We start from the raw sequence: 25,705 nt of genomic DNA on the forward strand, positions 1-25,705 counted from the left end.
TTCACGCCCGAGATCATCGCGGAGCCACCACATAGGCCGCAAGCACGGAAATATCACGCCTCTTCGCGAAAACGCGCGAAACCCCATGTCGAGGCCCGGAAATTCGCCTTCCCCAGCCACCTCCGCGGACGTCGTTTCCGCAGGTCAGGGCCGTATATGAACGTCACATTCGCGTTTGCCAAATCGATATCACCCGGCTCAGACTGAACCGATCCCCGAAAGGGCCCCTGACCAGGGGTTTCTTCGCCATGCCCAGGAGGCACCACCCATGATCCACACCCGGGGCCTCACCCGAGTGTTCAAAATGAAGAAAGAGACCGTCGAAGCCGTACGCGGCATCGACCTCGACGTCGAACCCGGCCGGCTCGTCGCCTTCCTCGGCCCCAACGGCGCCGGCAAGTCCACCACCCTCCGCCTGCTCACGACCCTCCTCCCGCCCACCTCCGGCACCGCCGTCGTCGCCGGGCACGACGTGGCCCGCGACCCGGCCGGCGTGCGCTCCCGCATCGGTTACGTCGGCCAGAAGAACAGCGCGGGCGAGAGCTTCCGCGTCCGGGACGAGCTCGTCACGCAGGGCCGCTGCTACGGCCTGACCGTCTCCGACGCCGTCGCGCGGGCCGGCGAGCTGATGCGCCTGCTCGACCTGGACGACCTGGCCGGCCGCAGGCCGGGCACGCTCTCCGGCGGCCAGCGCCGCCGCCTGGACATCGCACTCGGCCTCATCCACCGCCCCGACCTGCTCTTCCTCGACGAGCCCTCGACCGGCCTCGACCCCAAGAGCCGCGCCGACATCTGGCGGCACATCCTGCGCCTGCGCGAGGCGTACGGCACCACGATCTTCCTCACCACCCACTACCTGGAGGAGGCCGACAACATGGCCGAACGGGTGATGATCATCGACAACGGCACGATCATCGCCGACGGCACGGCCGAGCAGCTCAAGAACGACCTGGCCGGCGACACCATCACGGTCACCACGGACACCGGCCAGGACGCCGCCAGGGCCGCCGAGCTGACCGGCGGCCAGGCCGAGGGCGTCACCGTGCGCCTGCGGGTGGCGAACGCGCCCGCCGCGCTCCCCGGCTGCCTGCGGGCGCTCGACGCCGCCGGGATCAAGGTGACCGCCGCCGAGACCGCGCGCCCCACCCTTGACGACGTGTTCCTCACCCTCACCGGGAGAAGCCTCACCGATGACGACCTTCCTGCGTGACACCGCCACCGTCTTCACCCGCGAGTTCCGGCCGGTCCTGCGCGAGCCGGTCGCGTTGCTGTTCGAGATGGGCCAGCCGCTGCTGTTCCTGTTCCTGTTCGGCGCGCTGCTGGACGGCGCCGTGGGCTCGTCGTGGCAGTGGTTCGTGCCGGGCATCCTGGTCATGATGTGCCTGACCGGGCCGATGTCGGCCGGTTACACGCTGCTGGTCGAGCTGATCGGCGGCTCGCTGGAACGCATGCTGGTCACGCCGCTGAACCGGACGGCGATGCTGGTGGGCCGGGCGATGAAGGCGATGGTCGTCCTGCTGGCCCAGGCCGTGCTGATCATCGTGCTCGCCGTCCCGCTGGGGTTCGAGCTGTATCCGGCGGGCGTCCTGGCGGGGCTGGCGCAGCTCACGGTCTTCGGGGTGGGGCTGGGGGCGTTCTCGTTCGTCCTCGCCATCCGGTCGGCGCCCGGCGGGACGCTGTTCTACATCGTCAGCCAGTCGATCCTGTTCCCCCCTGCTGCTGCTGTCGGGCGTGCTGCTCCCCCTGGACACCGCGCCGGGGTGGCTGCGCGCCGTCGGCACGGCGAACCCGGTCACGTACATCGTCGAGGGCCAGCGCGCGTTGTTCTCCGGCGACCTCGCGAACCCCTCCGTCCTGTACGGCACCGCGTCGGCCTGCCTGGTCGCTGCGATCGGCCTGTACCTGGGCAACCGGGCCATGCGCAAGGGCGTGTGAAATGGAGGCATGACCCGTGTGATGGCCTCCCGCACCGTGCCGTGGATCCCCGTCGAGCACCGCCTCGACGTGATCCTCTCCCCGGACCTCCCGCCCGCCGACGGCACGACCTCGGCGTTCGTGTTCGTCTCCGACAGCACCGGCAGGACCCTGCTCACCTGCGTCGACCGGCCAGGACGCGGCTGGGACGTGCCGGGCGGCCACCTGGAGGCCGGTGAGAGCGCCACCGAGGCCGCGGTCCGGGAGCTCCAGGAGGAGACCGGCCTGCTCCTGGAGCCGTCGGCCCTGTCGGTGTTCGCGTGGCAGCGCATCGAGCTGCTGCGCCCGGCTCCCGCCGGTTACCGCTACGCGCCGCTGACGTACATGGTGATGTTCCGGGCCCGGCTGGCGACGCCAGGCGCCGCGACCGCGCCGCCGGCCGGGTCGGAGAGCACGGGCGCGGAGTGGCTGCCCCGGGCGCGGATCAAGGAGCTGTGCGCCCACCGCACCTGGCTGCCGCTGCTGGAACGCCTCTAGAGGGTGCGCGCGCGTTCGAGGTCGGCGCTGCGGTAGTGCCGCTCCGGGATGCTCGCCAGCGTGGACGGGTGCACCTGCGGGCCCAGGCCGTACAGCTTCTGGAAGCTCATGATGAGCGGACGCCAGGCGTCGGGGTCGATGTGGTCGTCGGTGCCCTTCATGCGGATGTCCTCGTGCACCCAGACCCGCTGCACCCGCACCTCGAACGCGAGCACCCCGCCGTCGCCGACCGGATGCGTCTCCTCCACCACGACCTCCATGGCGACCGGGCACTCGGCCACCCGGGGCGCGGCCACCGTCTCCGACGGGACGGCGGTCAGCCCGGCCCGCTGGAACTTGTCCGGCACGAACCGGTAGCCGCGCTGCCACTTCCGCTCGGGGACCGGGTCGCTCCCGGTGGTCAGCGCCAGCCGGTCCACCTGGGGGGCGAGGGCGTCGGACGGCAGGTTGAGCACGCCTTCGCCGGTCCGCACGAGATTCTGGGACGTCTTCGACCTGGCCCCGAGGCCCAGCAGGCCGCGCCAGCCCAGCCAGAAGGCCGACGACATGGGGGCGAGGTTGGGGGTGCCGTCCTCGTTCACGGTGGAGATCAGGACGACGGGGGTGCCGAAGTAGAGGATGTTGGGTTCAATGCGGACGTGCTGATCCACGACAGTGTTCATGCGTCCCACTGTCGCCGCCGGTGAGGGCCGGGTGCTGGCGGCCTTCGGACCTCTCGTTGCCGGGCCGGTCAGGAGCGCGGCACGAGCCTGATCGTGGCGGCCCGCGCCTGCCCGCTGAGCACCGAGTCCACGATGCTCTCCGAGTAGTGGCGGTACTTGGCCCGGTACGCGGCGTCGATCCGGTCGTTGAGCTCCTGGTCGGCGTCGGCGAACGTGACGCCCTTGTCGACGCCCCCGGCCTGGATCCGGCCGCGTCCGCGCTCCTGGGCGCCGCGGAACCAGGTGCCGTCCCGCCCGTTCACGGCCCGGACGTACAGGTCGTCGCCCAGGCGGACGACCCAGATCGTCACCGGGCGGCGCAGCTCGCCGTCGCCGCGCAGGGACGCGATCTGCAGCTCCTCGGCGGCGGCGATCCGGTCGAGTTCGTCGTTCGTCCAAGCAGTCATGGTGGGGGCCTACCCGGAACCGGTCGACGGCGCCGACGGGCATCGTCCGTAGTTGGTAAATCCGCCGGTGTCAGGGGAGGTAGCCGGCGCGCCTGGCCGAGACCACGCTCTCCATCCGGGTGTGGGTGCCGAGCTTGCGCATCGCGCTGCGCAGGTAGCTCTTGACCGTCTCCGGCTTCAGGTCGAGCCGCCGGCCGACCTCGGCGTTGCCGCAGCCGACCGCGACCAGGGAGAGCACGTCGAGCTCCCGGGGCGAGAGCGGGTTGGCCGGGACGGCGCCGCCGTTCGGCGCGGTCAGCCGGTCGCAGACGCCCTGCAGCCGCTCGCGCAGGACCGGGTCGGCGACCTGGTGGGCGATCGAGCGCAGCTCGGCGTGCGCCTCGCGCAGCTGCTCCCATTCGGGGCCGGCGGGCCGTTCGCGGGCGGCGCCGGTGATCGCGGCCGTCTCCAGCGCGGCCACCCGCCGCTCCACCTCCGCGCGTACGGCCAGCTCGACGCCGAGCCGGGCGGCGATCTGGTGCATGCCGTCGAGGACGCGGGTGCCGAGCGGCAGCGGCTCGCGGACGCCGCCGTAGAGCAGCCCGTAGACCGTCTCGCCCACCACGACGGGGACGGCCGCGATCGCCCGCAGGCCCTCCGCCGCCACCGGCCGGTCGTATTCGTGGCTGATGCGGGAGTCGGTGACGTAGTCCTCGACGCTGCCCGGCCGGGCGGTGACCAGGACCCGGCCGCCCAGGCCGCTGCCGGTGTGGATGGCGAGCCCGCGCAGCACGTCCGTGCGGACCCCCGTCAGCTCGGTGAGCCGCACGGCGCCGCCCGGGGCCGAGACCGCGCCGCCGAACAGGACGGGCAGCCCGACGACGTGCCGCATCCGGGTGAGGGCGGCCCGCAGGAGCACGGCGGCCTGCGGGGCCAGGGCACTCGACGGAAGATGTGTCACCGCCATGTCACCAGCATGGCACGCGGCCGGCGTCCCGCGGCTACCCCTGAACGGGGGTAGCGTGCCTCACCGCCCTGGCGGATGCTTCGGGCATGGGTGACTCACTGCTCTCCTACGCGTCCGGCGTCTCCGCGCTCCCCCTGCTGGGCGAGACGATCGGGGAGAACCTGGAACGCGCCGCGGCCCGGTACGCCGGCCGCGAGGCGCTGGTCGAGATGGCGAGCGGGCGGCGCTGGACGTACGCCGAGTTCGACGCCGCGGTGAACGAGGTGGCGCTCGGCCTGCTGGCCAGGGGCATCGCCAAGGGCGACCGGGTCGGCATCTGGGCCCCCAACTGCGCCGAATGGGTGCTGACGCAGTACGCCACCGCCAAGATCGGCGCGATCCTGGTCAACATCAACCCGGCCTACCGCGCCCACGAGCTGGACTACGTGGTCCGCCAGTCGGGCATGCGGCTGCTGGTCAGCGCCGTCGAGCACAAGACGAGCGACTACCGCGCGATGCTCGCCGAGATCGGCTTCACGCAGGTGGTGTTCATCGGCGAGCCCGGCTGGGACGAGCTGGTCGAGACCGGCCGCCGCGCCGACCCCGCCGCGCTGCGCGTACGGGCGGCCACGCTGTCCTTCGACGACCCGATCAACATCCAGTACACCTCGGGCACGACCGGCTTCCCCAAGGGCGCGACGCTGTCGCACCACAACATCCTCAACAACGGCTACTTCGTCGGCGAGGGCGTCGGCTACACCGAGGACGACCGGGTCTGTCTGCCGGTGCCGCTCTACCACTGCTTCGGCATGGTCATGGGCAACCTGGGCGCGACCTCGCACGGCGCCTGCGTGGTGCTGCCCGCGCCCGGCTTCGACCCCGAGGCCACGCTGCGGGCCGTGGAGAGCGAGCGGTGCACCTCCCTGTACGGCGTGCCGACGATGTTCATCGCCGAGCTGGGCCATCCGCGCTTCGCCGACTTCGACCTGTCGTCACTGCGCACCGGCATCATGGCGGGCTCGCCGTGCCCGGTCGAGGTGATGAAGCGGGTGATCGGTGAGATGCACATGAGCGAGGTGGCGATCTGCTACGGCATGACCGAGACGTCACCCGTGTCGACGATGACCCGCCGCGACGACGGGCTGGTCCGGCGCACCGAGACGGTCGGCCAGGTGATGCCGCACCTGGAGGTGAAGATCGTGCACCCGGAGACCGGGCTCGCGGTGCCCCGGGGCGAGCCGGGCGAGCTGTGCACCCGCGGCTACTCGGTGATGCTCGGCTACTGGAACGAGCCGGACAAGACGGCCGAGTCGATCGACGAGGCCCGCTGGATGCACACCGGCGACCTGGCCACCATGGACGCCGAGGGCTACGTCAACATCGTCGGCCGGATCAAGGACATGGTCATCCGGGGCGGCGAGAACGTCTATCCGCGCGAGGTCGAGGAGTACCTCTACACGCATCCCGACATCGCCGACGTCCAGGTGATCGGCGTGCCGGACGAGAAGTACGGCGAGGAGCTGATGGCCTGGATCGTCATGCGCCCCGGCACCGAGCCGCTGACCGCCGAGGCGATCAGGAACTTCTGCTCCGGCCGTCTGGCCCACTACAAGGTCCCCCGCTACGTGCACCTGGTCAACGGGTTCCCGATGACGGTCACCGGCAAGATCCGCAAGGTCGAGATGCGCGAACAGGCCGTCACCCTCCTGGGCCTCCATCCCTGACCTGCTGAACCGCGGGCGGCGGGGGCGCGTATCTCCGCGTATGCGCTGGAAGCAGACGTCGCTCGCGCCTGGCCCGGCCGAAGGCCCTGTGGGAGCATGTGGGGACCGCGCCCGCCCCGGGCGGCGCGGCCGGGTTCCTGGCCTCCGACGACGTGGCGGGTCGGCTATGAGAGCTTCTGCCCGGACGTACGCCGTGTTCGCGGTCGGCGTGGGCGTCCTGGTGCTGGTCGCGGCGCTGCGCTTCGGCGGCGGCGCCGGCACGGTGGAGGTCTTCGGGCTGCCCACCGCCGGTCCGGTCACCGACTGGGGGCTGCCGCTGGCCCGCCTGGCCCTCGACCTGTGCGCGGTGGCGTGCGTGGGGACGTTGCTGGCGGCGTCCGTGCTCGCCCCGGCCGGCTCGCCGGAGTCGGCGCGGTGCCTGCGCGCGGCGGGCTGGTGGGCGCTGGGGTGGGCGGTCGCCGCCCTGGCCGGTTACCTGTTCACCCTGTCCAGCTTCATCCCGATGCCGGTGCAGAACCTGCTCGCCGAGCCCGGCATGCTCGACTTCGGCACCTCGCTCCCGCAGACGCAGGCGCTCCTGGTGGTGCTGGTCACGACGTTCGCGGTGGCGGTGGCCACGCTCGTGCGCCGGGTGCCCGCCTGGGTGCCGCTGGCCGTGGCGGCGTTCGGGCTGCTGCCGCCCGCCTACGTGGGCCATGCCGCCTCGGCGGCCGACCACGACATCGCCGTGTCCGCGCTGATGGCCCACCTGCTGGGGGTGTCGGTGTGGGTGGGCGGCCTGGCCGCGGTGCTGCTGCACTTCCGGCGCTCGGCCGACCTGCGGGTCGTGCTGCCCCGCTTCAGCACGATCGCGCTGTGCTGCTTCGCCGCGGTGGCCCTCTCCGGCCTGGTCAGCGCCTGGGTGCGCCTCGACACCCTGTCCGACCTGTGGCTGAGCCGGTACGGCCTGCTCCTGCTGGCCAAGGTCGCCGCCCTGGCGGTGCTGGCCTGGTTCGGCCGGTGGCACCGTCTGCGTACCGTGGCCGGCGTGGCCGACCGGGGGGTGCGGGGCACGTTCGTCCGGCTGGCCGCGGGCGAGGTGACCGTGATGGTGGCGGCGACCGGGCTGGCCGTCGGCCTCTCGCGCACCCCGCCGCCGCCCGGCGCGGGCGGCGGGCACGACCATCCCGTCCTGGAGTACGCCCTCGCGCCCTTCTCGCCCGGCGCCCTCCTCAGCGAGGTGCGCTTCGACCCGCTCGTCCTGCTGCTGCTGGCGTTGCCCGCCGCCGGTTACCTGGCCGGTCTGCGCCGGGTGCCCGGCTGGCCGGTCCTGCGCACGCTCTCCTGGCACGCCGGGCTGGCCCTGGCCGCGGTCGCGCTGTTCGGCGGCGTGGGCGGGTACGCGCGGGCGATGTCGTCGGCCCAGGCCCTGCAGCACGTCGTGCTCGCCGTCGTCGCGCCGCTCCTGCTGTGCGCGGGCGCGCCGCTCACCCTGGCCGCGCGGGCCACCGGCCCCGGCTCCCAGTACGGCCCGCTCGGCGACCGCGCCCCCGGGCGGCGCCTCACCCGTCCCGCGCTGCTGACGGCCGCCGTCCCGGTGCTGCTCCTGCTGCTGTACGGCACGCCGTGGCTGCCCTGGTCGCTCGCCGGGTACGCGCCCCACCTGGTCACCATGGCCGTGTCCGTCGGTGTGGGCCTGCTGGTCGCCTGGGTGGTGCTCGACCTCGACCCGCTGCCCAGGCCGTTCCCGTGGGCCGCGCGGGTCCGGCTGCTGGCGGTGGCCGCCGTCGCGTACCTCGGGTTGGGGGCGTACCTGCTGGTGGGCCCGGCCGTCGCGGCGGACTGGTTCGCCCTGGCGGCCCCGCCCGGGGTGCCCGACCCGCTGGCCGACCAGCGCGCGGCCGGGGTGGTGTTCCTGCTGGTGCCGCTGGCCGCCTACGCGTTCCCGGCCGTACGCCTGGCCCTGCGGCGGCAGGCCGCCCGCGCGCACCGCCCCCGGTCCGTCCTACACTCATCCCCTATGGGCGATCTCCCGGTCTACGACGTTGTCCTGTTGCCGCCGCACGACGTCAACGCCGAGGCCGTGCGCCTGAGCCGGCGTTGCGCGGAGGCCGCCGCGACCGAGTTCGTCCTGCGCGAGGACGGCCTCTACCCGCACATCTCGCTCTACATGGCCAACTTCACCCCCGACCAGCTCGAGAAGGCCGTCGCGCTGCTGCGCGACCTCAGCCGGCGCACCTCCGCGACGCTCCTGGAAGGCGAGTCCTTCGCCGCCAACGAGCACGGCATGGTCGAGCTGTTCTTCCGCAAGACGGACGCGATCACCCGCCTCCAGGAGGACGTCGTCGCCGCGCTCAACCCGTTGCGCACGGGCCTGCGCCACCGCGACCCGGTCGGCCGCGTGCTGGCCGACCACCGGCTCACCGCGCCGCCCACCGCCCGCGCCAACCTCGACCTCTACGGCTACGACGAGATCGGCGACCTGTTCCGCCCGCACATCACCCTCACCCGGCTCCAGCAGCGGGACCACCCGCTCGACCCGGGCCTCCTCGCCGCGCCGTCGGCCTTCACCGCCGCCTACCGGACCCTCGCGCTGTGCGTGATGGGCGAGCACGGCACCTGCACCGAGATCGTCGAGACCTTCACCCTGGACACCGCCCCCGTCACTCCGACGGCCTGACCGCCCCGGCCGACGACAGCCTGCGGGCCAGCTCCTGGCAGCGTTCCCTCAGCTCCGGCGGGTCGAGCACCTCGAAGTCGTGGCCCAGCGCGACCACGTGCATGAGCACGTAGTCGAGGCTGCCCGAGCCGCTGACCAGCTCGCACCGGTCGCTCCCCCGCTCCCGCACGACGGCCGCCGACGCCGGGACCTGCGCGCGTACCGTGGCGGCCGGGGCGTGCAGGAGGAAGCGCGCCTGGTGCGGATAGGCCCGGCTCGCCACGCCCTCCTGCACGTACGCCGCCGCGTCGGGCGCCGGCCGCGGCCGGAACCGGAAGGTGCGCGCGGCCACCTCGGCCATCCGGTCCACCCGGAAGCTGCGCCAGTCGTCCCGGTCGAGGTCGTAGGCGAGCAGGTACCAGCGCCGGTCGGAGGTCACCAGCCGGTACGGCTCGACCCGCCGCCGCCCCACCCGCCCTCCTGACGGGTAGTCGAAGCCGGCCTCGACCTCGTCCCGGCAGGCCCTGGCCAGCGTCATGAGCACCTCGGGATCGACCGGCGCACGCCCTCCGCCGAACGACTCCACCGCCCCGGACAGCGCGCGCACCTCGTGCCGGAGCCGGGCGGGCAGCACCGTGTCGAGCTTGGCCAGCGCCCGGATCGCGGCGTCGCCCGCGCCCGCGACCGCGCTGTCCGCCCCGGCGAGCAGCGACACGGCGGTGGCGATCGCCTCCTCGTCGTCGAGCAGCAGCGGCGGCAGGTCCTGGCCGGGGCCGAGCCGGTAGCCGCCGCCGATGCCCTGGCTGGCGTGCACCTGGTAGCCGAGCGCGCGCAGCCGTTCCACGTCACGGCGTACCGTGCGCGACGTGACGCCGAGCCGTCCGGCCAGCTCGGGGCCGGTCCAGACCTGACGCTGCTGCAACAGGCCGAGCAGGGTCAGCACCCGCTCGGTCGTGCCCCGCTCCTCGCCGCCCGTCTCGTCCATGCCGCCACCTTGCCAGAAAGCGGACCGATCCTGTCCGCCAGTGGAGTGATCGTGTGATCCATGGACGCACACACACTCGACTGGAACCGCACGTTGCGCGAGCAGTGGGAGTTCCACTGGAACCACCAGCTCCGGGCCCGGCTCGACGGTCTGACCGACGAGGAGTACTTCTGGTTACCGGTGCCGGACGCCTGGAGCGTACGGCCGCGCGGCACCTCCACGGCGCCCGTGCAGGCCGGCGCGGGTGGCTACACGATCGACTTCGCCTTCCCCCAGCCGGTGCCGCCGCCCTTCACCACGATCGCCTGGCGGCTCGGCCACGTCATCGTCGGCGTGCTGGCCGTCCGCAACGCCGTCCACTTCGGGGCGCCGCCGGCCTCGTACGAGACCTGGGAGTACGCCGGCGGCGCGGCCGCGGCGCTCGACCAGCTCGACACGCAGGCCGAACGGTGGCTGGCGGGCGTGCGGGACCTCGGCGAGGCCGGCCTGCGCCTGCCCATGGGCGACGCGGAGCCCTACCCGGAGGCCCCCATGGCCGACCTGGTCCTGCACGTCCACCGCGAGCTCATCCACCACCTGTCGGAGGTCTGCCTGCTGCGCGACCTGCACCTCCACATGAACCGCCCCTGACCGGAGGCGTCGCTTCCTACCCTCTCCCCATGAGCACCGACATCCACGGCTTCATCGAGGCCCGTCACCCCCTCGCCCACGAGGACTGGCACGAGGGCCGGACGACGTGTCGGGACCGAGGGCCAGGTGGGCGCCCGTCTTCGAGGTGAACGCGGGCGCTCGCGCGACGGCTCGGACCCGACGGCCGCCAGGGGTCAGTCCCAGCGCAGACGGGCTTCCAGGAGTGCCTGCTGGGCCGGGTTGAGGGTCAGTTCCAGCGCCCTCTCGTCGGCCGAACGGGCCTCGTCCCGGCTGCCCAGGGCTCGCAGCAGCTCGGCCCGGGTGGCGTGGAACAGCGCGTACCGCTCCAACGCCGGCCCCAGCTCGCGCAGCTCGGCGAGCGCCGCCTCAGGCCCCTGTCCGTAGCGCAGCGCGACGGCCCGGTGCAGCCGGGTCACCGGCGAGGGCGCCAGGAACAGCAGCATGTCGTACAGCACCAGGATCTGCGCCCAGTCGGTCTCGGCGAAGGTCCCGGCCTCGGCGTGACAGGCCACGATCGCCGCCTGCACCTGGTACGGGCCGGGCCGCCGCCCAGCCCTGGCGGCACGCGTGAGCAACGCGCTCGCCTCCTCGATCGCCCGCCGGTCCCACAGGCCGCGGTCCTGGTCGGCGAGGAGCACCAGCCGTCCGCCGGGGTCGAAGCGGGCCGCGCCGCGCGCCCGGTGCAGCCGGATCAGCGCCAGCAGCCCGGCCGCCTCGGGCTCCCCCGGCATCAGGTTCACCAGCAGCGCGGCCAGCCATTCGGCCTCCACGACCAGGTCGGGCGCCTGCGCCCGGTCCGCCGTGCTGGCCAGGTACCCCTCGTTGAACAGCAGATACACCACCGCGAGCACCTCGCCCAGGCGCTCCGGCAGCTCCTCCTGCGACGGCACCCGGTACGGGATCCCGGCCTCGCCGATCTTCCGCTTCGCTCGGGTGATCCGCTGCGCCACCGTCGCCTCCGGCACGACGAACGCCGCCGCGATCTGCGCCGTGCCGAGCCCGCACACCACGCGCAACGTGAGCGCGATCTGCGCCGCACGCGACAGCGCCGGATGGCAGCAGGTGAAGATCAACCGCAGCCGGTCGTCCCGCACGGCGGGCTCCGGCCAGGTGAGGCGGGCGAGCTTGGCCCGGTAGTTCGACTCGCGCCGCAGCACGTCCAGGCCGCGCCGCCGGGCCACGGTGAACAGCCAGGCGTCCGGACGGTCCGGCACCCCCTCCTCCGGCCAGCGGCGCAGCGCGATCTCGACGGCGTCCTGCACCAGGTCCTCGGCCGCGGAGAAGTCGCCGAGGAGTGAGACCAGGGAGGCGGCCAGGCGGCCGGCGTGCTCGCGCACCGTCCGCGCCAGCACCTCCCCGTGCGCCGGCTCGGTCACGAGAGCGGGCGGATCTCCACGAGCGGGCAGGCCGGCCACGACCGCACCATCCGCAGGGCCTCGTCCAGGTCGGCCACCTCGATCTCGGCGAACCCGCTGATCACCTCCTTGCCCTCCACGAACGGCCCGTCGGTGACCACCGGGTCCCCCGAGCCCAGCTGCACCGTGGTCGCGGTGTGGCCAGGAGCCAGGTGGGCGTGATGGGTGATCTTGTCAGCGTGCTCGGTGAACCACCGTCCCACCGCCTCGTAGGCCGTCCGCTGCTCCAGCTCGCCCATTTCGGCCAGCTCCTTGGCGAACTGCTCGGTCTCGAAGAACATCAGCACGTACTTCACGTCGTCCTCCCTCGGTCTCCGGTCCGCCGCCCTGCGGCTCGACGAGCCGGGCGGCGGAGCCTTTCTACCTGGAAGACGATCGGCCGCGCCGCCGTCACGACATGGGGGCCGGAGAATCTGCGCACCCGGCCGGATCGCGTGTCCTCAGGGGGCGCCGAACCAGGTGGACAGCGCCTCGCGCAGCGCGGGCGCGGCCGTGTCGGCCGGTTCGTCCGGGCCGGCCGCCCAGGCGACGTGCGCGTCCGGACGGATCAGCAGCACGTCGGCCGGGCGCTGGTCGGTCTTGGCCGTGTGCAACGGTGCGGGTGAAACCGGCGCGGATCGCGCCGAAGCCGGGCGCATCGAGATCGCCGTTGCCCAGCACGGTCACCTCGTCGGGCAGGGTGACCTGGGCCAGCCGGTTGACCTCCGGATAGACGGTGCCGGGGAAGGCGATGCCGGCCAGCTCCCTGACCCGGCTGCGCGCGCCGTCACATCCCACCACGTACCGGGCGGTCACCTGGTAGGGGCCGTCCGGTCCGCGTACGTCCAGGGTCACCGCGGTGTCGTCCTGGCTCGCCCCGACCACCTCGTGGCCGCGGCGCAGGTCGACGCCGAGCTCGCCGGCGCGCTCCTCCAGCAGCCGCTCAAGGAGCTGTTGCGGCAGCGGCAGGGCGTGCATCGGCGGATCGGCCAGCCGGGTGAGATCCAGATGCACCCCGCCGAAGGGGAACCTGGGCGCCGGCATCGGTTCGGTGCAGGCCGCCGCGAACCGTTCCAGCAGGCCCCGGTACCGCAGCAACTCCAGGATCTGCCCGCCGAGCCCGCCCGCCTTCGGGACGTCCCTGCGCCGCGCCTTCCGCTCCAGCACCAACGGCCGCACCCCGGCCAGCCGCAGCTCCGCCGCCGACATGAGACCGGTCGGCCCGGCCCCCACGATGATCACATCGGCATCCGTCACTGGACGTTCCTCTCATCAGCCACCATCCGGCCGCCCACCCTATGCCGACACACCCCACCGAACCCGCCCTAGCTGGCCATATAGGGGACGACGACCACCTGATCGTCGTCTTCGTAGATGATCCTGCCTGGATCAGCCGATTCGAGGCGTACACAGGCCACATCGTGCGCGGCGAGGATCGCCAGATACCCCGGCACCCGCTCGACGAGCCGACCGGCCGACGCCTTGAACCAGGCCGCCGCCGCCGGGTTGACGTCCCGGCGGTAGACATCGGGATCCACGGTCGTCGGGTCGGTGAAGTTCGCCTCGTACCACGCGTTGTTCTCGCGCCTGAACGCCTCCTCCTCGTCCGACAGAAGACCTCGCTCGGCGAGGCTGTTGACCAGCCCGAACACACCTGGGTACGTCCCGCGGCCGTTCGGCGCAGGGCTCTGGAACCTGACGAACACCGGCTCTCCCGTCAAGTGACTCTCCTCGGTGCGCGGCCCGCGGCTCGCGGGTAAAGCGGGCGTTGACTGACAGTAAAAACTTGCCTACTGTGAGTGCTCGACATCACAGAACTCATCGAGAAGGTGAAGCTCATGCTCAGACGAGTCGAATCCGACCGGTGGCAGGAAGCGCTCGATGTCAACCCCCTCTACAACGGGCTGGTGCCCGAGGGCGGCGTGCCCCGCTTCAAGATGCCGGTCAGCCCGATGAACCCCAGCGCGGCCCAGGCTCTCATCCGTGACGAGCTCCTTCTCGACGGCAACGCCCGGCTCAACCTTGCCACCTTCTGCACCACCTGGATGGAGCCGCAGGCCCGCGAGCTCATCGCCGAGACCCTCGACCGCAACATCGTCGACCACGACCAGTACCCGCAGACGGCCGACATCGAGGCGCGCTGCGTCAACATGCTCGACCATCTGTGGAACGATCCAAACGGCGTCAGCGTCGGCTGTTCCACGGGCGGCTCCAGCGAGGCGGCCATGCTCGGCGCGCTGGCGATGAAGTTCCAGTGGCGCGCGCGGCGCCGGGCGGCAGGGCTGCCCGTCGACCGGCCCAACCTCGTGATGGGCACCGCCGTCCACACCTGCTGGCCGAAGTTCTGCCAGTACTGGGACGTCGAGCCGCGCTGGGTCCCGATCGAGGAGCCGGCCTACACGCTGTCCGCCTCCCGGCTCAGGGAGTTCTGCGACGAGAACACCATCGGCGTCGTCGGCGTGCTCGGCTCCACGCAGTGCGGCAAGTACGACCCGATCGAGCAGATGTCGGCCGAGCTCGACCGGCTGGAGGCCGAGCGCGGCCTGAAGATCCCGCTGCACGTCGACGCCGCCGTGGGCGGTTTCATCACCCCGTTCCTGGAGCCCGACCGGGTGTGGGACTTCCGGCTCCCCCGGGTGCAGTCGATCAACACCTCGGGGCACAAGTTCGGCCTGGTGTACCCGGGCGTCGGCTGGATCGTCTGGCAGGAGCCCGACGCGCTGCCCGAAGACCTGGTGCTCTCCTGCGACCTGCTCGGCGGCAACATCGACACCTTCACACTCAACTTCTCCCGCTCCGGCGCGCCGGTCGTCGCCCAGTACTACAACTTCCTGCGGCTCGGCTTCGACGGCTACCGGGCCGTCCAGCAGACCTGCCGGGACGTCGCGACCTACCTCGGCGACGAGATCGCGAAGCTGCCCGAGCTCTCGCTCATCGCCGACGGCTCGGAGCTGCCGGTGCTCGCCGTCCGGACCGCCCCGGGTTTCGACGGCTTCACCGTCTTCGACCTGGCCGAGCGGCTGAAGATGCACGGCTGGCAGGCCCCGACGTACTACCTGCCGCCCAACCTGGAGCACATCGCCGTCATCCGCTTCGTCATCCGCAACGGCTTCAGCCAGGACATCGCGGCCAAGCTGCTGGCGAACCTGCGTACCGAGGTCGAGTACCTGCGTGACAACCGGGTCCCGCGGCCGCGGACGTCCGCCGAGCAGCCGGGCGTGCCGACCGGAAGGTGAGCCGGCGGTCCCGCTGAAGGGCGATCCCCAGATCCGGGGATCGCCCTTCTCGTTGGTCGCCATCCAGGCCGTGGGGGGAATATGGCCAGATGTCCGGATCGTGAAGACGTCATGGGCGATCGGTGATCGCGTCTCTGGTGGGTGTACGCGCAGGCCAGCAGGCTTGTACCCATGACGGACGTGGTGCGGTTGGACGCCGTGAGCAAGGTGTACGGCAAGGGCCAGGGCGCGGTCGCGGCCCTGCGTGAGGTGTCGGTGGGCATCCCGCAAGGGTCGTTCACCGCCGTGATGGGCCCCTCGGGGTCGGGCAAGAGCACGTTCCTGCACTGCGCGGCCGGGCTGGACGTGCCCTCGTCCGGCTCGGTGCGGCTCGGCGGCACGGAACTGTCGGGCATGGACGAGACCAGCCTGACCGAGCTGCGCAGGCAGCGGATCGGGTTCGTGTTCCAGGCGTTCAACCTGATCCCGGCGCTGGACGTCGTCGAGAACGTCACGCTCCCCCTGCGCCTGGCCAAGGCCCGCGTGGACCGCACCTGGCTGGCGGAGATCCTGCGCAGGGTCGGCCTTGAGGGCCGGACCGGGCACCGGCCCGCGCAGCTCTCGGGCGGCCAGCAGCAGCGGGTGGCCATCGCCAGGGCGCTGGTCACCAGGCCGGAGGTGGTGTTCGGCGACGAGCCGACGGGCGCACTGGACACGATGACCGCCCGCGACGTGCTGAGGCTGCTGCGCGAGGTGGTGGACGGCCTGGGCCAGACGGTGGTGATGGTGACGCACGACCCGGTGGCCGCCTCGTACGCCGACACCGTGCTGTTCCTGGCCGACGGCCGGATCGTGGACGCGATGACCGCACCGACCGCCGACAAGGTGGCCGAGCGCATGACCAGGCTGGGAGCGTGGACCCGATGATCACCTTGGCGTTGAGGATGTTGCGGCACAGGAAGGCCGCGTTCGCGGGCGCGTTCTTCGCGCTGCTGTGCGCCGCCGCCCTGGTGTGCGCGTGCCTGATGTTGCTGGAGACCGGTCTGCGCGGTGGCGTCGCCCCCGAGCGGTACGCCGGCGCCCCCGCGATCGTGGCCGCCGACCAGTACGTGCGCCAGACCGTCGACAAGGGCGACGGCGAGACGAAGACCAAGGCCAAGCCCCTGACGGAACGCGCCTGGCTGCCCGAGTCCGTCGTGGCGGCGATCCGGGCCGACAAGGTGGTCCCCGAGGTGACGTTCCCCTTCGGCGGCTTCACCGGGCACGGCTGGGAGTCGGCCGCGCTCACCCCGTTCACCATCGCGAAGGGACGCGAGCCCAGGGCGGCGGGAGAGATCGTCGTCGACGCGCGCGCCGGTCTCGACGTGGGCGCCGAGCTGCGCGGACACCGCGTGGTGGGCGTCACCGCGCAGGCGCTCCCGAGCCAGGACACCGTGTTCTTCAGCACCGCCGAGGCCCGCCGCCTGGCCGGTCACCCCGGCAGGGTGAGCGCGGTCGGCGTGTTCCCGGGCCTGGACCGGGCGCCCGAGGGCGCGGTGGTCCACACGGGTGACGAGCGGGGCAGGCTGGAGTTCCTGGACGCCGAGCAGGCACGCGTCAAGCTGATCAGCATGGGCGGCGCGCTGGCCGGAACGTCGCTGCTGGTCGCGATCCTGGTCGTGGTAGGCACGTTCGCGCTGTCCATCCAGCAGCGGCAGCGCGAGCTGGCCCTGCTGCGCGCCGTGGCGGCCACCCCCAGGCAGGTGCGCAAGCTGGTGGGCGGCGAGGCGCTGCTGGTCGCCGGCGTGGCCGGGGTGCTGGGCTCGGCGGCGGGCATCGGGGTCGGGTTCTGGCTGCGCGCCCAGTTCGTCTCGCTCGGGACGGTCCCGGCGAACCTCGGCCTGGTGGTCAGCCCGTTCCCGCCGCTGGCCGCGCTGCTGGCCACGGTCGGCGCCGCCTGGGTCGCGGCCCGGGTGTCGGCCCGCCGGCTGACCAGGATCCGGCCGGTGGAGGCACTGGGCGAGGCGGTGCTGGACAGCGGCAGGGTGGCCAGGTGGCGGTTGGTGGCCGGGCCGATCGTCCTGGCCGGTGCGGTGACGTTGACGGTGGTCCTGTCGAACCTGCGTACCGAGGCAGCGGCCACGCCCGTGACGATGCTGACCGCGCTGGTCTGGACGATCGCGCTGACGCTGCTCGGCCCGGTGGTCGCGCGGGTGGCCGCGGCGGTGCTGTCGATCCCGCTGCGGGCCTCCCGGGTGGGCGGCTTCCTGGCCGCGCGCAACCTGCGCGCCAACTCGGGGGCGCTGGCCTCGGTGTTGTCGCCGCTGACCCTGATGATCGCGATGACCTGTACGATCCTCTTCGTCCAGACCACGATGGGCCACGCCGCGCAGGAGCAGGCCGACGCGGGCACCCGCGCCGAGTACGTCCTGACCGGCGTCTCCGCCGCCGAGGCGGCCAGGGTCCCCGGCGTCGAGGCCGTCACCCGGGTGCTGCGCACGACCGTCCGGGCCGGCCTGGACAAATACGGCGCGCAGGCGGTCACCTACGACGAACGCACGATGGACCTGGGCATCGTCGCCGGCTCCATGAAGGACGTGGCCGTCAGCTCGACCGCCGCCGAACGGCTGGACGTCGAGGTGGGCGACCCGCTGAAGCTGACGCTGGGCGACGGCACCCCCGCGACGGTGACGGTCAGCGCGGTGTACACCCGCGGGCTGGGCTTCGGCGACCTGACGTTGCCGTACGACCTGGTGGCGGGCCACGTGGACGACCCCGCGGCCTCCCTGCTCGTCAAGGCGCCAGGGCTGACCGTGGACGCCCTGGCCGAGGCGCTGCCCGGGGCGTCGGTGCTGGACCGGGCGCGGGCCGCCGAGGTGAGCGCGTCGAACCCGCAGGCCACGTTCGTGGCGCTGGGCCTGATCATCGCCTTCACCGCGATCGCCGTGGTCAACACGCTGGCCATGGCCACCTCGGCCCGCTCGGGTGAGATGCGCGCGCTGCGCCTGGCCGGGACGACGCGGCGGCAGGTGCTGCGCATGCTGCGGCTGGAGACGCTGGGCGCGGTGGCCACCTCCGTCGTGCTCGGCACCGGGGCCGCGCTGGTGACCCTGGCCGCGTTCGGGGCGGGGATGACCGGCTCGGCGGTGCCGTACGTGCCGGTGGGGACGTACGCGGCGGTGGTCGGGGCGGCGGCCGTGCTGGCTCTGGCGGCCACCGCCCTGCCCGCCCGGCTGACGATGCGCTCGGCCGCGTGAGCGAACGGTCAGTCCGCTGGGAGCAGGGTGCCGAGGGGGCCGAGGTCGAGGTTGAGGTCGGCGGGCGACAGCCCGAACCGGTCGCACAATTCGGCCATGGCCTCCTCCAGCCGCATGAGGGTCAGCCCCACTGCCTCCAGCTGCTCATCGGTCAGGTCGCCGTTGTCCATCCGCCGGACGCACTGGCGCTCCACCAGCTGGCGGATCAGCTCGACCAGTGTCAGCACGAGGCGGCTCAGGTCGTGCTGCACCGAGTCGGCGTCCGTCTCCAGCCGCCACTCGCCGCGTCTGGCCGCCTGCCCGTCAGTCGGGCTCGTCATGTCGCATCCCTCCTTCGACCGCGTCGCCTTCGCGCACGCTGACCAGCAGGGCCCTCAGGGAGATCCGCACGAGGTCGATGCCGGAGATGGACAGCACGAGGTCGCCGGTCACGACCGCCCCACCCGCCAGCAGGCGGTCCAGCAGGTCGACGAGCGCCACCCGCTGCTCGGGCAGGCGGCCCTGGGCGGCGAGCCGGCCTCCTCTCGGCTCAGGAGGCGTCACCGTACGCTGCCTCACCGTCCTGGTCGAGGGCGGCGAAGGAGTAGGGCGCCCAGGGGCCGACGAGCTCCACGGTGACCCCCTGCTCGGCGACGTCCTCGATCGCCTGCGCGAACTCGGCGGCGCGTTCGTCGTCCACCAGGTAGGCGCCGTTGAGGACCATCTGCTCCCGCCGTCCGGACAGCTGCGGGTCCTGGGCCCGGTGGCATCTGCCGACGACGGCGATGTCCATCAGCGCCTCGTGCACCTCACGGGCGTGCTCGGCGGCCCGGCGCCAGTCGGCCTCCCGGCTACGCAGGGCGGCCCGGCGGCGGTTCAGGTAGGCCGCCCCCGGCGTCGCGCCCTGCGGGTCGGCCACCGGCTCCGCCCCGCCGGGAACGGCGTACGCCTTGACGCCCCACTCCCGTCGGCCGGCCACCCGCGCCAGGACCGCGTCGAACTGTTCGTGCCGCTCGTCGAGAAGCTCCCGCACCTGCGCCTCGCCCGTGTAGACGGTGACCAGCCGCACCGGCGCCGTGGGCCGCAGGGCGGCGACGGCCTCCACCACCCGGTGGTGGGCGCGTGCGGTCTCCTCCAGCCAGGCGAGGTCCTCCATCGAGCGGCGCAGCGCCTCCTCGCCGAACTCCGCCAGCGAGACCGTGCTGAGGAAGGCGGCCAGCCCCCGGTGCGCGAGACGGCGCACGGGCGCGCCCGCCACCCCCGCCAGACCGTCGGGCCCCTCGCCCTCGTCGCGGGTGACCGCGTAGAGGTAGACGCCCTGGTCAGTGGCCACGCTCGACCGCCTCAGGCACGTGGCCGGGCGCGCGCCCGGTCGCGGGGCCGCCTTCCACCACCCGGGCGGACACCATCTCCTCCAGGGCCGCGAGGCGGCGGCGCAGCTTGCGGTTCTCCTTCGCCAGCTCCTGGGTGTCGCCGGTGAGCCACGGGTCGTGCTCCCACCAGTCGATGCCCATCTCGCGGGCCGTGTCGACCGAGGCGATGAGCAGCCGCAGCTTGATCGTCAGCAGCTCGATGTCGAGCAGGTTCACCTGGATGTCGCCGGCGATCACCACGCCCCGGTCGAGCACCCGTTCCAGGATGTCGCCGAGGTTGGCCGACTCGCGGCCGCCATGGGAGGCCGGCTGGTACGAGGATCCGGGCATGTACGGGCTCGGCCGCACGTTGGCGCTCACCGCGAGCCCTCGGCGAGATCGCCGCTGCCCCGCTTGTAGCGGCGCACCCGGCGGTAGGACAGGAGGCTGCCCGCCATGTCGAGGTCGATCTCGTACAGGGCCAGGGTGTCACCCGAGGACGGGATCCGGTGGTCCTCCAGAATCTCCACGCCGACCACCCACCCGTCCTCGACCGGCTCGACCAGCGTGACGCTCTCCGCTTCCTTGCCGGTCAGCTCGGTCATCATCCGCAACCCGACCCCGGCCACCTCGGCGGCCGACATGTTCGCCGGACGCGTACGAGGCGGCCCCTCGCCGCCGGTCTCCGCGCGCCGTGTCCCCGGCACACGCTTGTGCTCGGTCTCCTGCCTGGCAGGCACCACATCACCCCCGTACTTTCCTGGTGCGGCCCCCGCTAGCGCCTCACCAGCCGACCATCCCCCGCAAGATCTCCTCCACCGCCCGGTCCTCCTCCTCCGCGGAGATCCGGCCGTCGGCCCTGGCCTGCTCCACCTCCTCCAGGCGGCGCCGGACCACGGCCGGGTCGTGCAGCTCCCGCTCGACCTGGTCGCGCATGAGCTCGCCGAGCTTGACGACCGCGTAGAGCGGCATGAGTGGCCAGCCAAAAAGCAACGTCCCCAGTCCCAAGGATGTTCACTCCTCCCCGGCGTCGGCGTCCGTGCCGGCGCGGTCAGCTCGTGCCGACGAAGTCGTACGGCGCCATCGGTCCGAGCAGCCGCAGATCGACACGGCCCGACCAGCGGCGGGCCAGCTCGTCCACCGCCTGTTCGAACTCGGCCCGCCGGTCGCGCGCCACCAGCGCGGCCACGTGCGCGGCGTCCCGTTCGTGGGAGGGCTCGCGCACGGCCAGCTGTTCGCAGAGGTCCGAGAGCTCGTCCACCACCGTCGCGGTGTCCGCCTCGCGCTTGTCCGCGATCGTGCCCTCGATGATCTCGCCGAGCCGCATGCGCTCGTTGCGCGTCGCGTCCTCCGGGCGGCCGGCGATCTGCTGCCGAAGGCTCTCGGCCTCGCCGTTCTCCCGCAGGATCTCGCGCAGGATCGCGCGCTCGTCGTACCGGCCGTTGACGACGTACTGCGTCCGGCCCTCCACCTCCTGCAGGGCGTCGGCGAACTGGTCGTGGTACGGCTTCAGCAGCTCCTCCACCACGGCCTCGGAGTTCGTCAGCACCGCCCCGAACCGGAACGGCAGCACCGGCACCTCCGCCGCGGTCTGGTCGAGCAGCCGCTGGTGCGTCTGGAGGTCCCGCGGCCGGCCGAGCGGGCGGTCCGGCTCGACATCGCTCACCAGAGCGGCGATCTGGCCGAACGGCACCAGCCGCACCTGCCCCCCGGGGTCCCCCACTCCCTCGGTCCCGGGCTCCACCTCGACATCCATCGGTACGATCCCGTACACGTAGGACGCGTAGCCGTTCATGCTCGCCTGCGACGCGTCCTCGGACCCGGCGACCTCTCCGTGTGGCGACATCTCAGTCATCCTCCCTACGACGTGCCCGGCGCGGCTCTTCCTCGCGGTCCACGACCTCACCCGTGAGCTCCTGCAACTCGTCGGGCTCGTCGGAGGCGGCCTCCAGCTCCCCGGCGTCAGGCTGGCTCGCCTGGCCGACGGCCCTGGCCGCCGTCACCCCCTCGACGACCTCCGGCAGGCCCTTCTCCGTGGCCGAAAGGTCGAGGCGGTTGGCCGCCTCCGCGAAGCGCAGGTACGTGTCCACGCTGGCCACGACGATCCGGGTGTCGATCGTCAGCACCTCGATGCCGACGAGCGAGACCCGGACGAAGGCGTCGATGACGAGGCCCTTGTCGAGGATGGTGTCGATGACGTCGGCCAGACTTGTCCCCGCGGTGCCGCTGCTGGCCGGTGTACCGCGACCGGCAGGCTGAACGGTCATGTCGTTCCCCCTGGTTCTGGGTGGCCGGGCCTTCGGCGACAGGCCCTGACGAGTGGCTACTCGGCTCGGATCCGACGCCGGCGTACCGGGCGGTCGTGCTCGGCCGCGGACCGGCGGGTGGACGCTCCGCCGCGACGCCGCGCCACGGCCGGAGCCGCGGGACGCTCCTCGGGCTCCTCTCCCTCCTCCTCTTCCTCTTCTTCTTCCTCTTCGGGCTCCTCGAACTCTCCCTCTTCCTCCTCGAACTCCCCTTCTTCTTCCTCGGGTTCCTCCTCTTCTTCCTCCTCCTCGGGCTCCTCTTCGTACTCCTCCTCGGGCTCTTCGGCTTCTGCCCGCTCGCCCTCTTCGGGCCGCTCCTCCTCGGGCTGTTCCGCCTCCGCCCGCTCGCCCTCCTCGGGCTGCTGCTCCTCGGCTTCCTGCTGCTCCCGCTCCTCCTGGACGGCGGTCTCGTGATCCTTGACGACCTGGCTGTCCCGGATCTCGCCGCGCCAGCCCTCCAGCTCGTCGGGCTTCAGCAGCAGGTGCGCCATCACGTGCCGTCTGAAGTGCTTGAGCTCCAGGCGTACGCGCCGGCCCTGGGCGCGCCACAGGTTGCCGGTGCGCTCGAACAGGCCCTGCGGGTGGTACTCCAGCACGACCAGGACCCGGGTCAGGTCAGGCGAGACCTCATGGAAAGTCACCGCTCCGTCGACATACCCCTTCGCCCCCTCGGACCGCCAGATGATCCGCTGGTCGGGGATCTGCTCGATGATGTGCGCCTTCCAGGTCCGGTGCGACCAGAAGACCTGGGCCTTCCAGGACAGCTCCTCGTCGGACTCCTGGTTGATGGTCTCGACCTTCTTCATGAAGGTCGGGAAGTCCTGGAACTGGGTCCACTGGTCGTACACCAGGCGCCGGGGCGCACCGATGTCGATCGACTCGACGATGTTGGTGATCTTCGCGTGGCCGGCCTTCCCGCCGCCACGGCCGGTGATCTTCTGCCAGATGCCTTTGAGTCCCCCCTTGAGGCCCCCCTTGATGCCTCCTTTCAGACCTCCCGTGAGGCCGCCTTTCAGCGCTCCGCTCATGAAGCCGGGCTTGTCCGAGCCCGTGACCGCGCTCATCAGGCCCTTTCCGCCGTGTTCCACGTAATCGGTGAGCCGGCCGGTCAGGCCTTCGAGCTTGTCCCCCGCGGAGGACAACACCCGCGTGCCCGCCGCCTGCAGAAGGCCCTGCGCGGACTGCACGAGCCGGTCCATCGGCAGGCCGTCGGCGACGCCCTGACCGGCCTCCGCGGCCTTCCCCGCGACGTCCCCTGCCTTTCCGGTGACGTCTCCGGCCTTCCCCGTGACGTCTCCGGCCTTCCCGGCGACGTCCTCGGCCGTGCCCGTCGCGGCCTCACCGGCTCGACGGGCCGTTCCGGCGGCCTTGCCCAAGGCTTCCCCGCCGCTTCCGGTCGCCGTCCTCTTCGCTGCCTCAGCCACCGCACTCACCTCCGTGACTGGCCGACCCGCCGGACAGGACGTGTCCGCCGCTGCCCTCTGTGACCCTCGTTACCCTCATGACCCTCGGGCCTCCGTCTGACCTGCTCCGGTTCCTCTTCGTCGTCGTTCTCCTGGTAGCGATCGTTCTCGTCGTAGTCCTCGTCGTAGCCAGATTCCTCGTCTGCGGGCGCCTGCCGCTTCGTGGGTTGAGCCTCGGCTTCCTCGCCCTGCGCGGCACCGGGCTTCTCCCCACGCTCCTGGAGCTTGTGGGTCAGGGAGTCGATCTGCTTGGTGGCCGCCGAAATGGCCGCCGCCTTGCCGACTTCCATGAGCTCGCCCCGAAGGCGGCCGGTCATCCGCTGAAGCTCGGGATTGGAGCCGAGAGCCTTGACGCCTTGGGCCAGTAGGCCACCCTGGCCGCAGCTGGCGCGTCCCGCCAGCCCGGCCGCCGCCAGTGCCGCAGCCGTGCGCAACTTGTGGCGCCTGCCGAGGTAGTACCCGGCGAGTACGGCAAAGGCCATCTGCAACCTGCTCGACATGATCAGCGCTCCTTCCGCTCGCTCACCATCTCGACCCGCACTGGGTCCAGTGCGCGCGGACAGACCCCGAACACGCCGACGCCTGCTCGCCGCGGCTTGACCTACCCGGAAAACCAACAAAGCACCCAATTGGCGAAAAACGGGACGGGGAGTTGGTATCCGGGCGCGAATCCACGCCGACCCATCAGTCGGCGTTTAGCCCCGCCTGCCCCCCGGCTCAGGCACGCGGAAGCGTCAGGACCTGGGCCCGACCTGCCCAAGGATTCGCCAACTCGCGAACCGGAGTCCTCGCACCGAGCGTCATACGGGACCAGACGGCAACGATCTGAGTGTGATCTCGGAGGCGACCATGAACGACCTGCCATCTTCCGTCTTCATCCGTCCGGCCCCGTCCCGGCCCGCGGCACGCGGCAAGGCCGTCCTTCCGCCGTCCGCGCTCTTCCGGGGATCACCGCTCGCCCCTCGCAGACGTTTCAGCCATGTCTTCGTCGTCATCGCGGTCGCCCTCGCGCTCGGGCTGGGCGTGTTCGTCGGCTTCACGGTCAGCCGCGGGTTGCAGGAGGAAGCCCTGGGCCGCGGGCCGACGGGCGTCCTGAAGGCGGCCGTCCCGCAGGCAGCCGTCCCGGAGGCGGCCCTCCCGCAGGCGGCCCCGGCCGCGCCACCTCGGCCACCGGCCACCCAACCGCGCCATCCGGCCGCACCTCCGAAGACCGCGGCGAAGCACACGGCAAAGCACGCGGAGAGGCACGCGGCGAGGAAGCCGCACCACGCGAAAGGGCGCAGGCACCACCACTCGCCGTGCGCCAGGTTCCAGGGGGTGCGGGCGCGTATGTGCCACACGATCTTCCGGTGACCTTTGAGCCTGGTCGCTGATCCGCCTGCGGCGCGACGGCGAGACCCCCTGCAACGCAGAAGAGGCCCCGAAGGGCCTCTGACCTGCTGTAGACACTGGCGGCCGGCGCAAGGTCCCGAACTTGCGCAGGCTGGGCCGACAGTTTCACAGTCCCGCCACAAGAACGCTCTGACCTGTGGCTTCTTCCGGAGGGCGGCCTCGGCGGGTCGGCCCGCCCTCCGGTCGGAAGCCGCGGGTCACAGGCTGCGGGCGGTGATGTCGCCGTTGGAGGTGGTGGCGTGGATGTCGAGCTCGACGGTGCCGTCGTTCTTGAGCGCGTTGGTGACGCGGCCGTGGCTGGTGCCGGCGTCCAGGGCCGCCGAGACGCCGGCGGCGGCGGCGATCGTGATGTCACCGGACTGGGTGCGGAGCACGACCTTGCCGCCCGCGGCCTCGGCGATCCGGATGTCCCCGCGTGCGGTGCTGATCTCCGCGGGGCCGCCCAGCCGGCCGACCTCGACGTCGCCGTCGACCGCCGTGAGGCGCAGGCTCGCGGCCTCCTCGATCTCGATCCGGCTGTACGCGCCTTCGAAGGCGACGTCGCCGAGACGCCCGGCGGTCCGCAGCTCGGCGCTGGCCGCCTTGGCCTCGACGCGGGAGCCGGCGGGCAGCTGGACCGTCACCTCGATCGACCCGGACGGGCCGAGGTACTGGTTCTTCGCCGCGCTCGCGATCCTCAGGACGCCGTCGGCGTACTCGACCGTGGTCTGCTCCGCCGCCTGCACGTCGCGGCTCTTCGAGGCGTTCGCGGGCCGGACCTCGACCGTGGTGTCGGCCCGGTCCTCCGCCACGAACTGCACGCGTCCGGCGGGGATGTCGAGGACGACGCGGACGGGGGCGGTGGTGTCGAACTGCTGCATGATGCTCTCCTGCGACTCGTGGTCTC

29 protein-coding genes and 1 pseudogene are annotated in these 25,705 nt (G+C 72.3%); 11 read left to right on the top strand and 19 right to left on the bottom strand.

The window, feature by feature from the left end; translation table 11 throughout:
- Positions 1-268 precede the first annotated feature (268 nt).
- The 4 genes and pseudogenes from ACNF49_RS01490 (at position 269) to ACNF49_RS01505 (ending at position 2,451) form a co-directional block, all read left to right on the top strand.
- Positions 269-1,210, top strand: coding sequence for an ATP-binding cassette domain-containing protein (locus ACNF49_RS01490; protein ID WP_357966800.1), 942 nt, complete (start codon positions 269-271; stop codon positions 1,208-1,210).
- Positions 1,191-1,595 (top strand): annotated as a pseudogene (locus ACNF49_RS01495) (ABC transporter permease); the annotation flags it as partial. The gene ACNF49_RS01490 and the pseudogene ACNF49_RS01495, both read left to right, overlap by 20 nt.
- A gap of 136 nt (positions 1,596-1,731) precedes the next feature.
- Entirely contained in the window at positions 1,732-1,935 is a 204-nt protein-coding gene (locus ACNF49_RS01500) for a hypothetical protein (RefSeq protein ID WP_482942565.1), read from the top strand.
- 9 nt (positions 1,936-1,944) lie between these two features.
- Complete coding sequence (locus ACNF49_RS01505) at positions 1,945-2,451, top strand: NUDIX hydrolase (RefSeq protein WP_482942566.1); 507 nt, start codon at positions 1,945-1,947, stop codon at positions 2,449-2,451.
- On the opposite strand, the gene ACNF49_RS01510 is transcribed toward ACNF49_RS01505, so the two are convergent.
- The 3 genes from ACNF49_RS01510 to ACNF49_RS01520 all read right to left on the bottom strand — a co-directional run bounded on the left by ACNF49_RS01510 (position 2,448) and on the right by ACNF49_RS01520 (position 4,505).
- Positions 2,448-3,113: a flavin reductase family protein gene (locus ACNF49_RS01510; protein ID WP_357966793.1), complete on the bottom strand. Its 666-nt coding sequence runs from the start codon at positions 3,111-3,113 to the stop codon at positions 2,448-2,450. The two genes, ACNF49_RS01505 and ACNF49_RS01510, sit on opposite strands and share 4 nt — an antisense overlap.
- A 68-nt stretch (positions 3,114-3,181) precedes the next feature.
- Positions 3,182-3,559 carry a DUF2255 family protein gene (locus ACNF49_RS01515; RefSeq protein ID WP_357966791.1) on the bottom strand — a complete coding sequence of 126 codons (378 nt, stop codon included), beginning with the start codon at positions 3,557-3,559 and terminating at the stop codon, positions 3,182-3,184.
- A gap of 70 nt (positions 3,560-3,629) precedes the next feature.
- The gene (locus tag ACNF49_RS01520) at positions 3,630-4,505 is read right to left on the bottom strand and encodes a LuxR C-terminal-related transcriptional regulator (protein WP_482942567.1); all 876 of its coding nucleotides are present in this window, start codon (positions 4,503-4,505) and stop codon (positions 3,630-3,632) included.
- A gap of 86 nt (positions 4,506-4,591) precedes the next feature.
- Here ACNF49_RS01520 and ACNF49_RS01525 point away from each other — a divergent pair, with 86 nt between their 5' ends.
- Both ACNF49_RS01525 and ACNF49_RS01530 read left to right on the top strand, forming a co-directional pair.
- Positions 4,592-6,208, top strand: coding sequence for an AMP-binding protein (locus ACNF49_RS01525; protein ID WP_482942568.1), 1,617 nt, complete (start codon positions 4,592-4,594; stop codon positions 6,206-6,208).
- Between the two features lie 166 nt (positions 6,209-6,374).
- Positions 6,375-8,867: a bifunctional copper resistance protein CopD/cytochrome c oxidase assembly protein gene (locus tag ACNF49_RS01530; protein ID WP_482942569.1), complete on the top strand. Its 2,493-nt coding sequence runs from the start codon at positions 6,375-6,377 to the stop codon at positions 8,865-8,867.
- Here ACNF49_RS01530 and ACNF49_RS01535 read toward each other — a convergent pair.
- The gene (locus ACNF49_RS01535) at positions 8,851-9,831 is read right to left on the bottom strand and encodes a helix-turn-helix transcriptional regulator (protein ID WP_357966781.1); all 981 of its coding nucleotides are present in this window, start codon (positions 9,829-9,831) and stop codon (positions 8,851-8,853) included. The two genes, ACNF49_RS01530 and ACNF49_RS01535, sit on opposite strands and share 17 nt — an antisense overlap.
- 60 nt (positions 9,832-9,891) lie before the next feature.
- On the opposite strand from ACNF49_RS01535, the gene ACNF49_RS01540 reads away from it, so the two are divergent.
- Complete coding sequence (locus ACNF49_RS01540; protein ID WP_482942570.1) at positions 9,892-10,461, top strand: DinB family protein; 570 nt, start codon at positions 9,892-9,894, stop codon at positions 10,459-10,461.
- Positions 10,462-10,655: 194 nt separating this feature from the next.
- Here the strand turns inward: ACNF49_RS01540 and ACNF49_RS01545 are convergent, their stop codons facing one another.
- The 4 genes from ACNF49_RS01545 to ACNF49_RS01560 all read right to left on the bottom strand — a co-directional run bounded on the left by ACNF49_RS01545 (position 10,656) and on the right by ACNF49_RS01560 (position 13,597).
- Positions 10,656-11,858 carry an RNA polymerase sigma factor gene (locus ACNF49_RS01545; protein WP_357966775.1) on the bottom strand — a complete coding sequence of 401 codons (1,203 nt, stop codon included), beginning with the start codon at positions 11,856-11,858 and terminating at the stop codon, positions 10,656-10,658.
- A complete protein-coding gene (locus ACNF49_RS01550) occupies positions 11,855-12,193 on the bottom strand; it encodes a YciI family protein (RefSeq protein ID WP_357966772.1) in 339 nt (112 codons plus the stop codon). Before ACNF49_RS01550 ends, ACNF49_RS01545 begins: the two co-directional genes overlap by 4 nt.
- 94 nt (positions 12,194-12,287) lie before the next feature.
- On the bottom strand, positions 12,288-13,133 hold the full coding sequence (locus ACNF49_RS01555; RefSeq protein WP_482942571.1) for an FAD-dependent monooxygenase: 846 nt from the start codon (positions 13,131-13,133) through the stop codon (positions 12,288-12,290).
- Between the two features lie 68 nt (positions 13,134-13,201).
- Positions 13,202-13,597, bottom strand: coding sequence for a hypothetical protein (locus tag ACNF49_RS01560; RefSeq protein ID WP_482942572.1), 396 nt, complete (start codon positions 13,595-13,597; stop codon positions 13,202-13,204).
- Positions 13,598-13,714: 117 nt separating this feature from the next.
- Between ACNF49_RS01560 and gad the strand changes: the two genes are divergently transcribed.
- From gad to ACNF49_RS01575, 3 genes are all read left to right on the top strand, one after another.
- A complete protein-coding gene (gene gad / locus ACNF49_RS01565; protein ID WP_482942573.1) occupies positions 13,715-15,112 on the top strand; it encodes a glutamate decarboxylase in 1,398 nt (465 codons plus the stop codon).
- 171 nt (positions 15,113-15,283) lie between these two features.
- Positions 15,284-16,018 carry an ABC transporter ATP-binding protein gene (locus tag ACNF49_RS01570; protein WP_357966760.1) on the top strand — a complete coding sequence of 245 codons (735 nt, stop codon included), beginning with the start codon at positions 15,284-15,286 and terminating at the stop codon, positions 16,016-16,018.
- Positions 16,015-18,327 carry an FtsX-like permease family protein gene (locus ACNF49_RS01575; RefSeq protein ID WP_482945708.1) on the top strand — a complete coding sequence of 771 codons (2,313 nt, stop codon included), beginning with the start codon at positions 16,015-16,017 and terminating at the stop codon, positions 18,325-18,327. Before ACNF49_RS01570 ends, ACNF49_RS01575 begins: the two co-directional genes overlap by 4 nt.
- A gap of 8 nt (positions 18,328-18,335) precedes the next feature.
- Here ACNF49_RS01575 and ACNF49_RS01580 read toward each other — a convergent pair whose 3' ends face one another.
- From ACNF49_RS01580 to ACNF49_RS01625, 10 genes are read right to left on the bottom strand one after another with little or no spacing between them, the layout of a single operon-like run.
- On the bottom strand, positions 18,336-18,647 hold the full coding sequence (locus ACNF49_RS01580) for a gas vesicle protein K (protein WP_482942574.1): 312 nt from the start codon (positions 18,645-18,647) through the stop codon (positions 18,336-18,338).
- Entirely contained in the window at positions 18,631-18,870 is a 240-nt protein-coding gene (locus ACNF49_RS01585) for a gas vesicle protein (protein ID WP_357966755.1), read from the bottom strand. Before ACNF49_RS01585 ends, ACNF49_RS01580 begins: the two co-directional genes overlap by 17 nt.
- Positions 18,857-19,639: a GvpL/GvpF family gas vesicle protein gene (locus ACNF49_RS01590; RefSeq protein ID WP_357966752.1), complete on the bottom strand. Its 783-nt coding sequence runs from the start codon at positions 19,637-19,639 to the stop codon at positions 18,857-18,859. The genes ACNF49_RS01585 and ACNF49_RS01590 overlap by 14 nt, the downstream gene beginning before the upstream one ends.
- Entirely contained in the window at positions 19,629-20,009 is a 381-nt protein-coding gene (locus ACNF49_RS01595) for a gas vesicle protein (RefSeq protein WP_357967450.1), read from the bottom strand. The genes ACNF49_RS01590 and ACNF49_RS01595 overlap by 11 nt, the downstream gene beginning before the upstream one ends.
- Positions 20,010-20,035: 26 nt before the next feature.
- Positions 20,036-20,398 carry a gas vesicle protein GvpO gene (locus ACNF49_RS01600; RefSeq protein ID WP_357966749.1) on the bottom strand — a complete coding sequence of 121 codons (363 nt, stop codon included), beginning with the start codon at positions 20,396-20,398 and terminating at the stop codon, positions 20,036-20,038.
- A 43-nt stretch (positions 20,399-20,441) separates the two neighbouring features.
- On the bottom strand, positions 20,442-20,666 hold the full coding sequence (locus ACNF49_RS01605; RefSeq protein WP_498701820.1) for a gas vesicle protein GvpG: 225 nt from the start codon (positions 20,664-20,666) through the stop codon (positions 20,442-20,444).
- Between the two features lie 43 nt (positions 20,667-20,709).
- Entirely contained in the window at positions 20,710-21,504 is a 795-nt protein-coding gene (locus ACNF49_RS01610; protein ID WP_357966746.1) for a GvpL/GvpF family gas vesicle protein, read from the bottom strand.
- A 1-nt stretch (position 21,505) separates the two neighbouring features.
- Entirely contained in the window at positions 21,506-21,925 is a 420-nt protein-coding gene (gene gvpJ, locus ACNF49_RS01615; RefSeq protein WP_358289862.1) for a gas vesicle protein GvpJ, read from the bottom strand.
- 56 nt (positions 21,926-21,981) lie between these two features.
- Positions 21,982-23,340, bottom strand: a complete 1,359-nt coding sequence (locus ACNF49_RS01620; RefSeq protein ID WP_498701824.1) for an SRPBCC family protein — start codon at positions 23,338-23,340, stop codon at positions 21,982-21,984.
- Between the two features lie 53 nt (positions 23,341-23,393).
- Positions 23,394-23,927: a hypothetical protein gene (locus tag ACNF49_RS01625; RefSeq protein WP_482942576.1), complete on the bottom strand. Its 534-nt coding sequence runs from the start codon at positions 23,925-23,927 to the stop codon at positions 23,394-23,396.
- 349 nt (positions 23,928-24,276) lie between these two features.
- Here ACNF49_RS01625 and ACNF49_RS01630 point away from each other — a divergent pair, with 349 nt between their 5' ends.
- The gene (locus ACNF49_RS01630) at positions 24,277-24,780 is read left to right on the top strand and encodes a hypothetical protein (protein ID WP_482942577.1); all 504 of its coding nucleotides are present in this window, start codon (positions 24,277-24,279) and stop codon (positions 24,778-24,780) included.
- Between the two features lie 236 nt (positions 24,781-25,016).
- Here ACNF49_RS01630 and ACNF49_RS01635 read toward each other — a convergent pair whose 3' ends face one another.
- Positions 25,017-25,679 (bottom strand): DUF4097 family beta strand repeat-containing protein, encoded by a 663-nt coding sequence (locus ACNF49_RS01635; RefSeq protein ID WP_357966736.1) that lies wholly within the window; start codon positions 25,677-25,679, stop codon positions 25,017-25,019.
- Between the last annotated feature and the right edge of the window lie 26 nt (positions 25,680-25,705).

The sequence above is a fragment of the Actinomadura sp. ATCC 39365 genome (assembly GCF_054392275.1).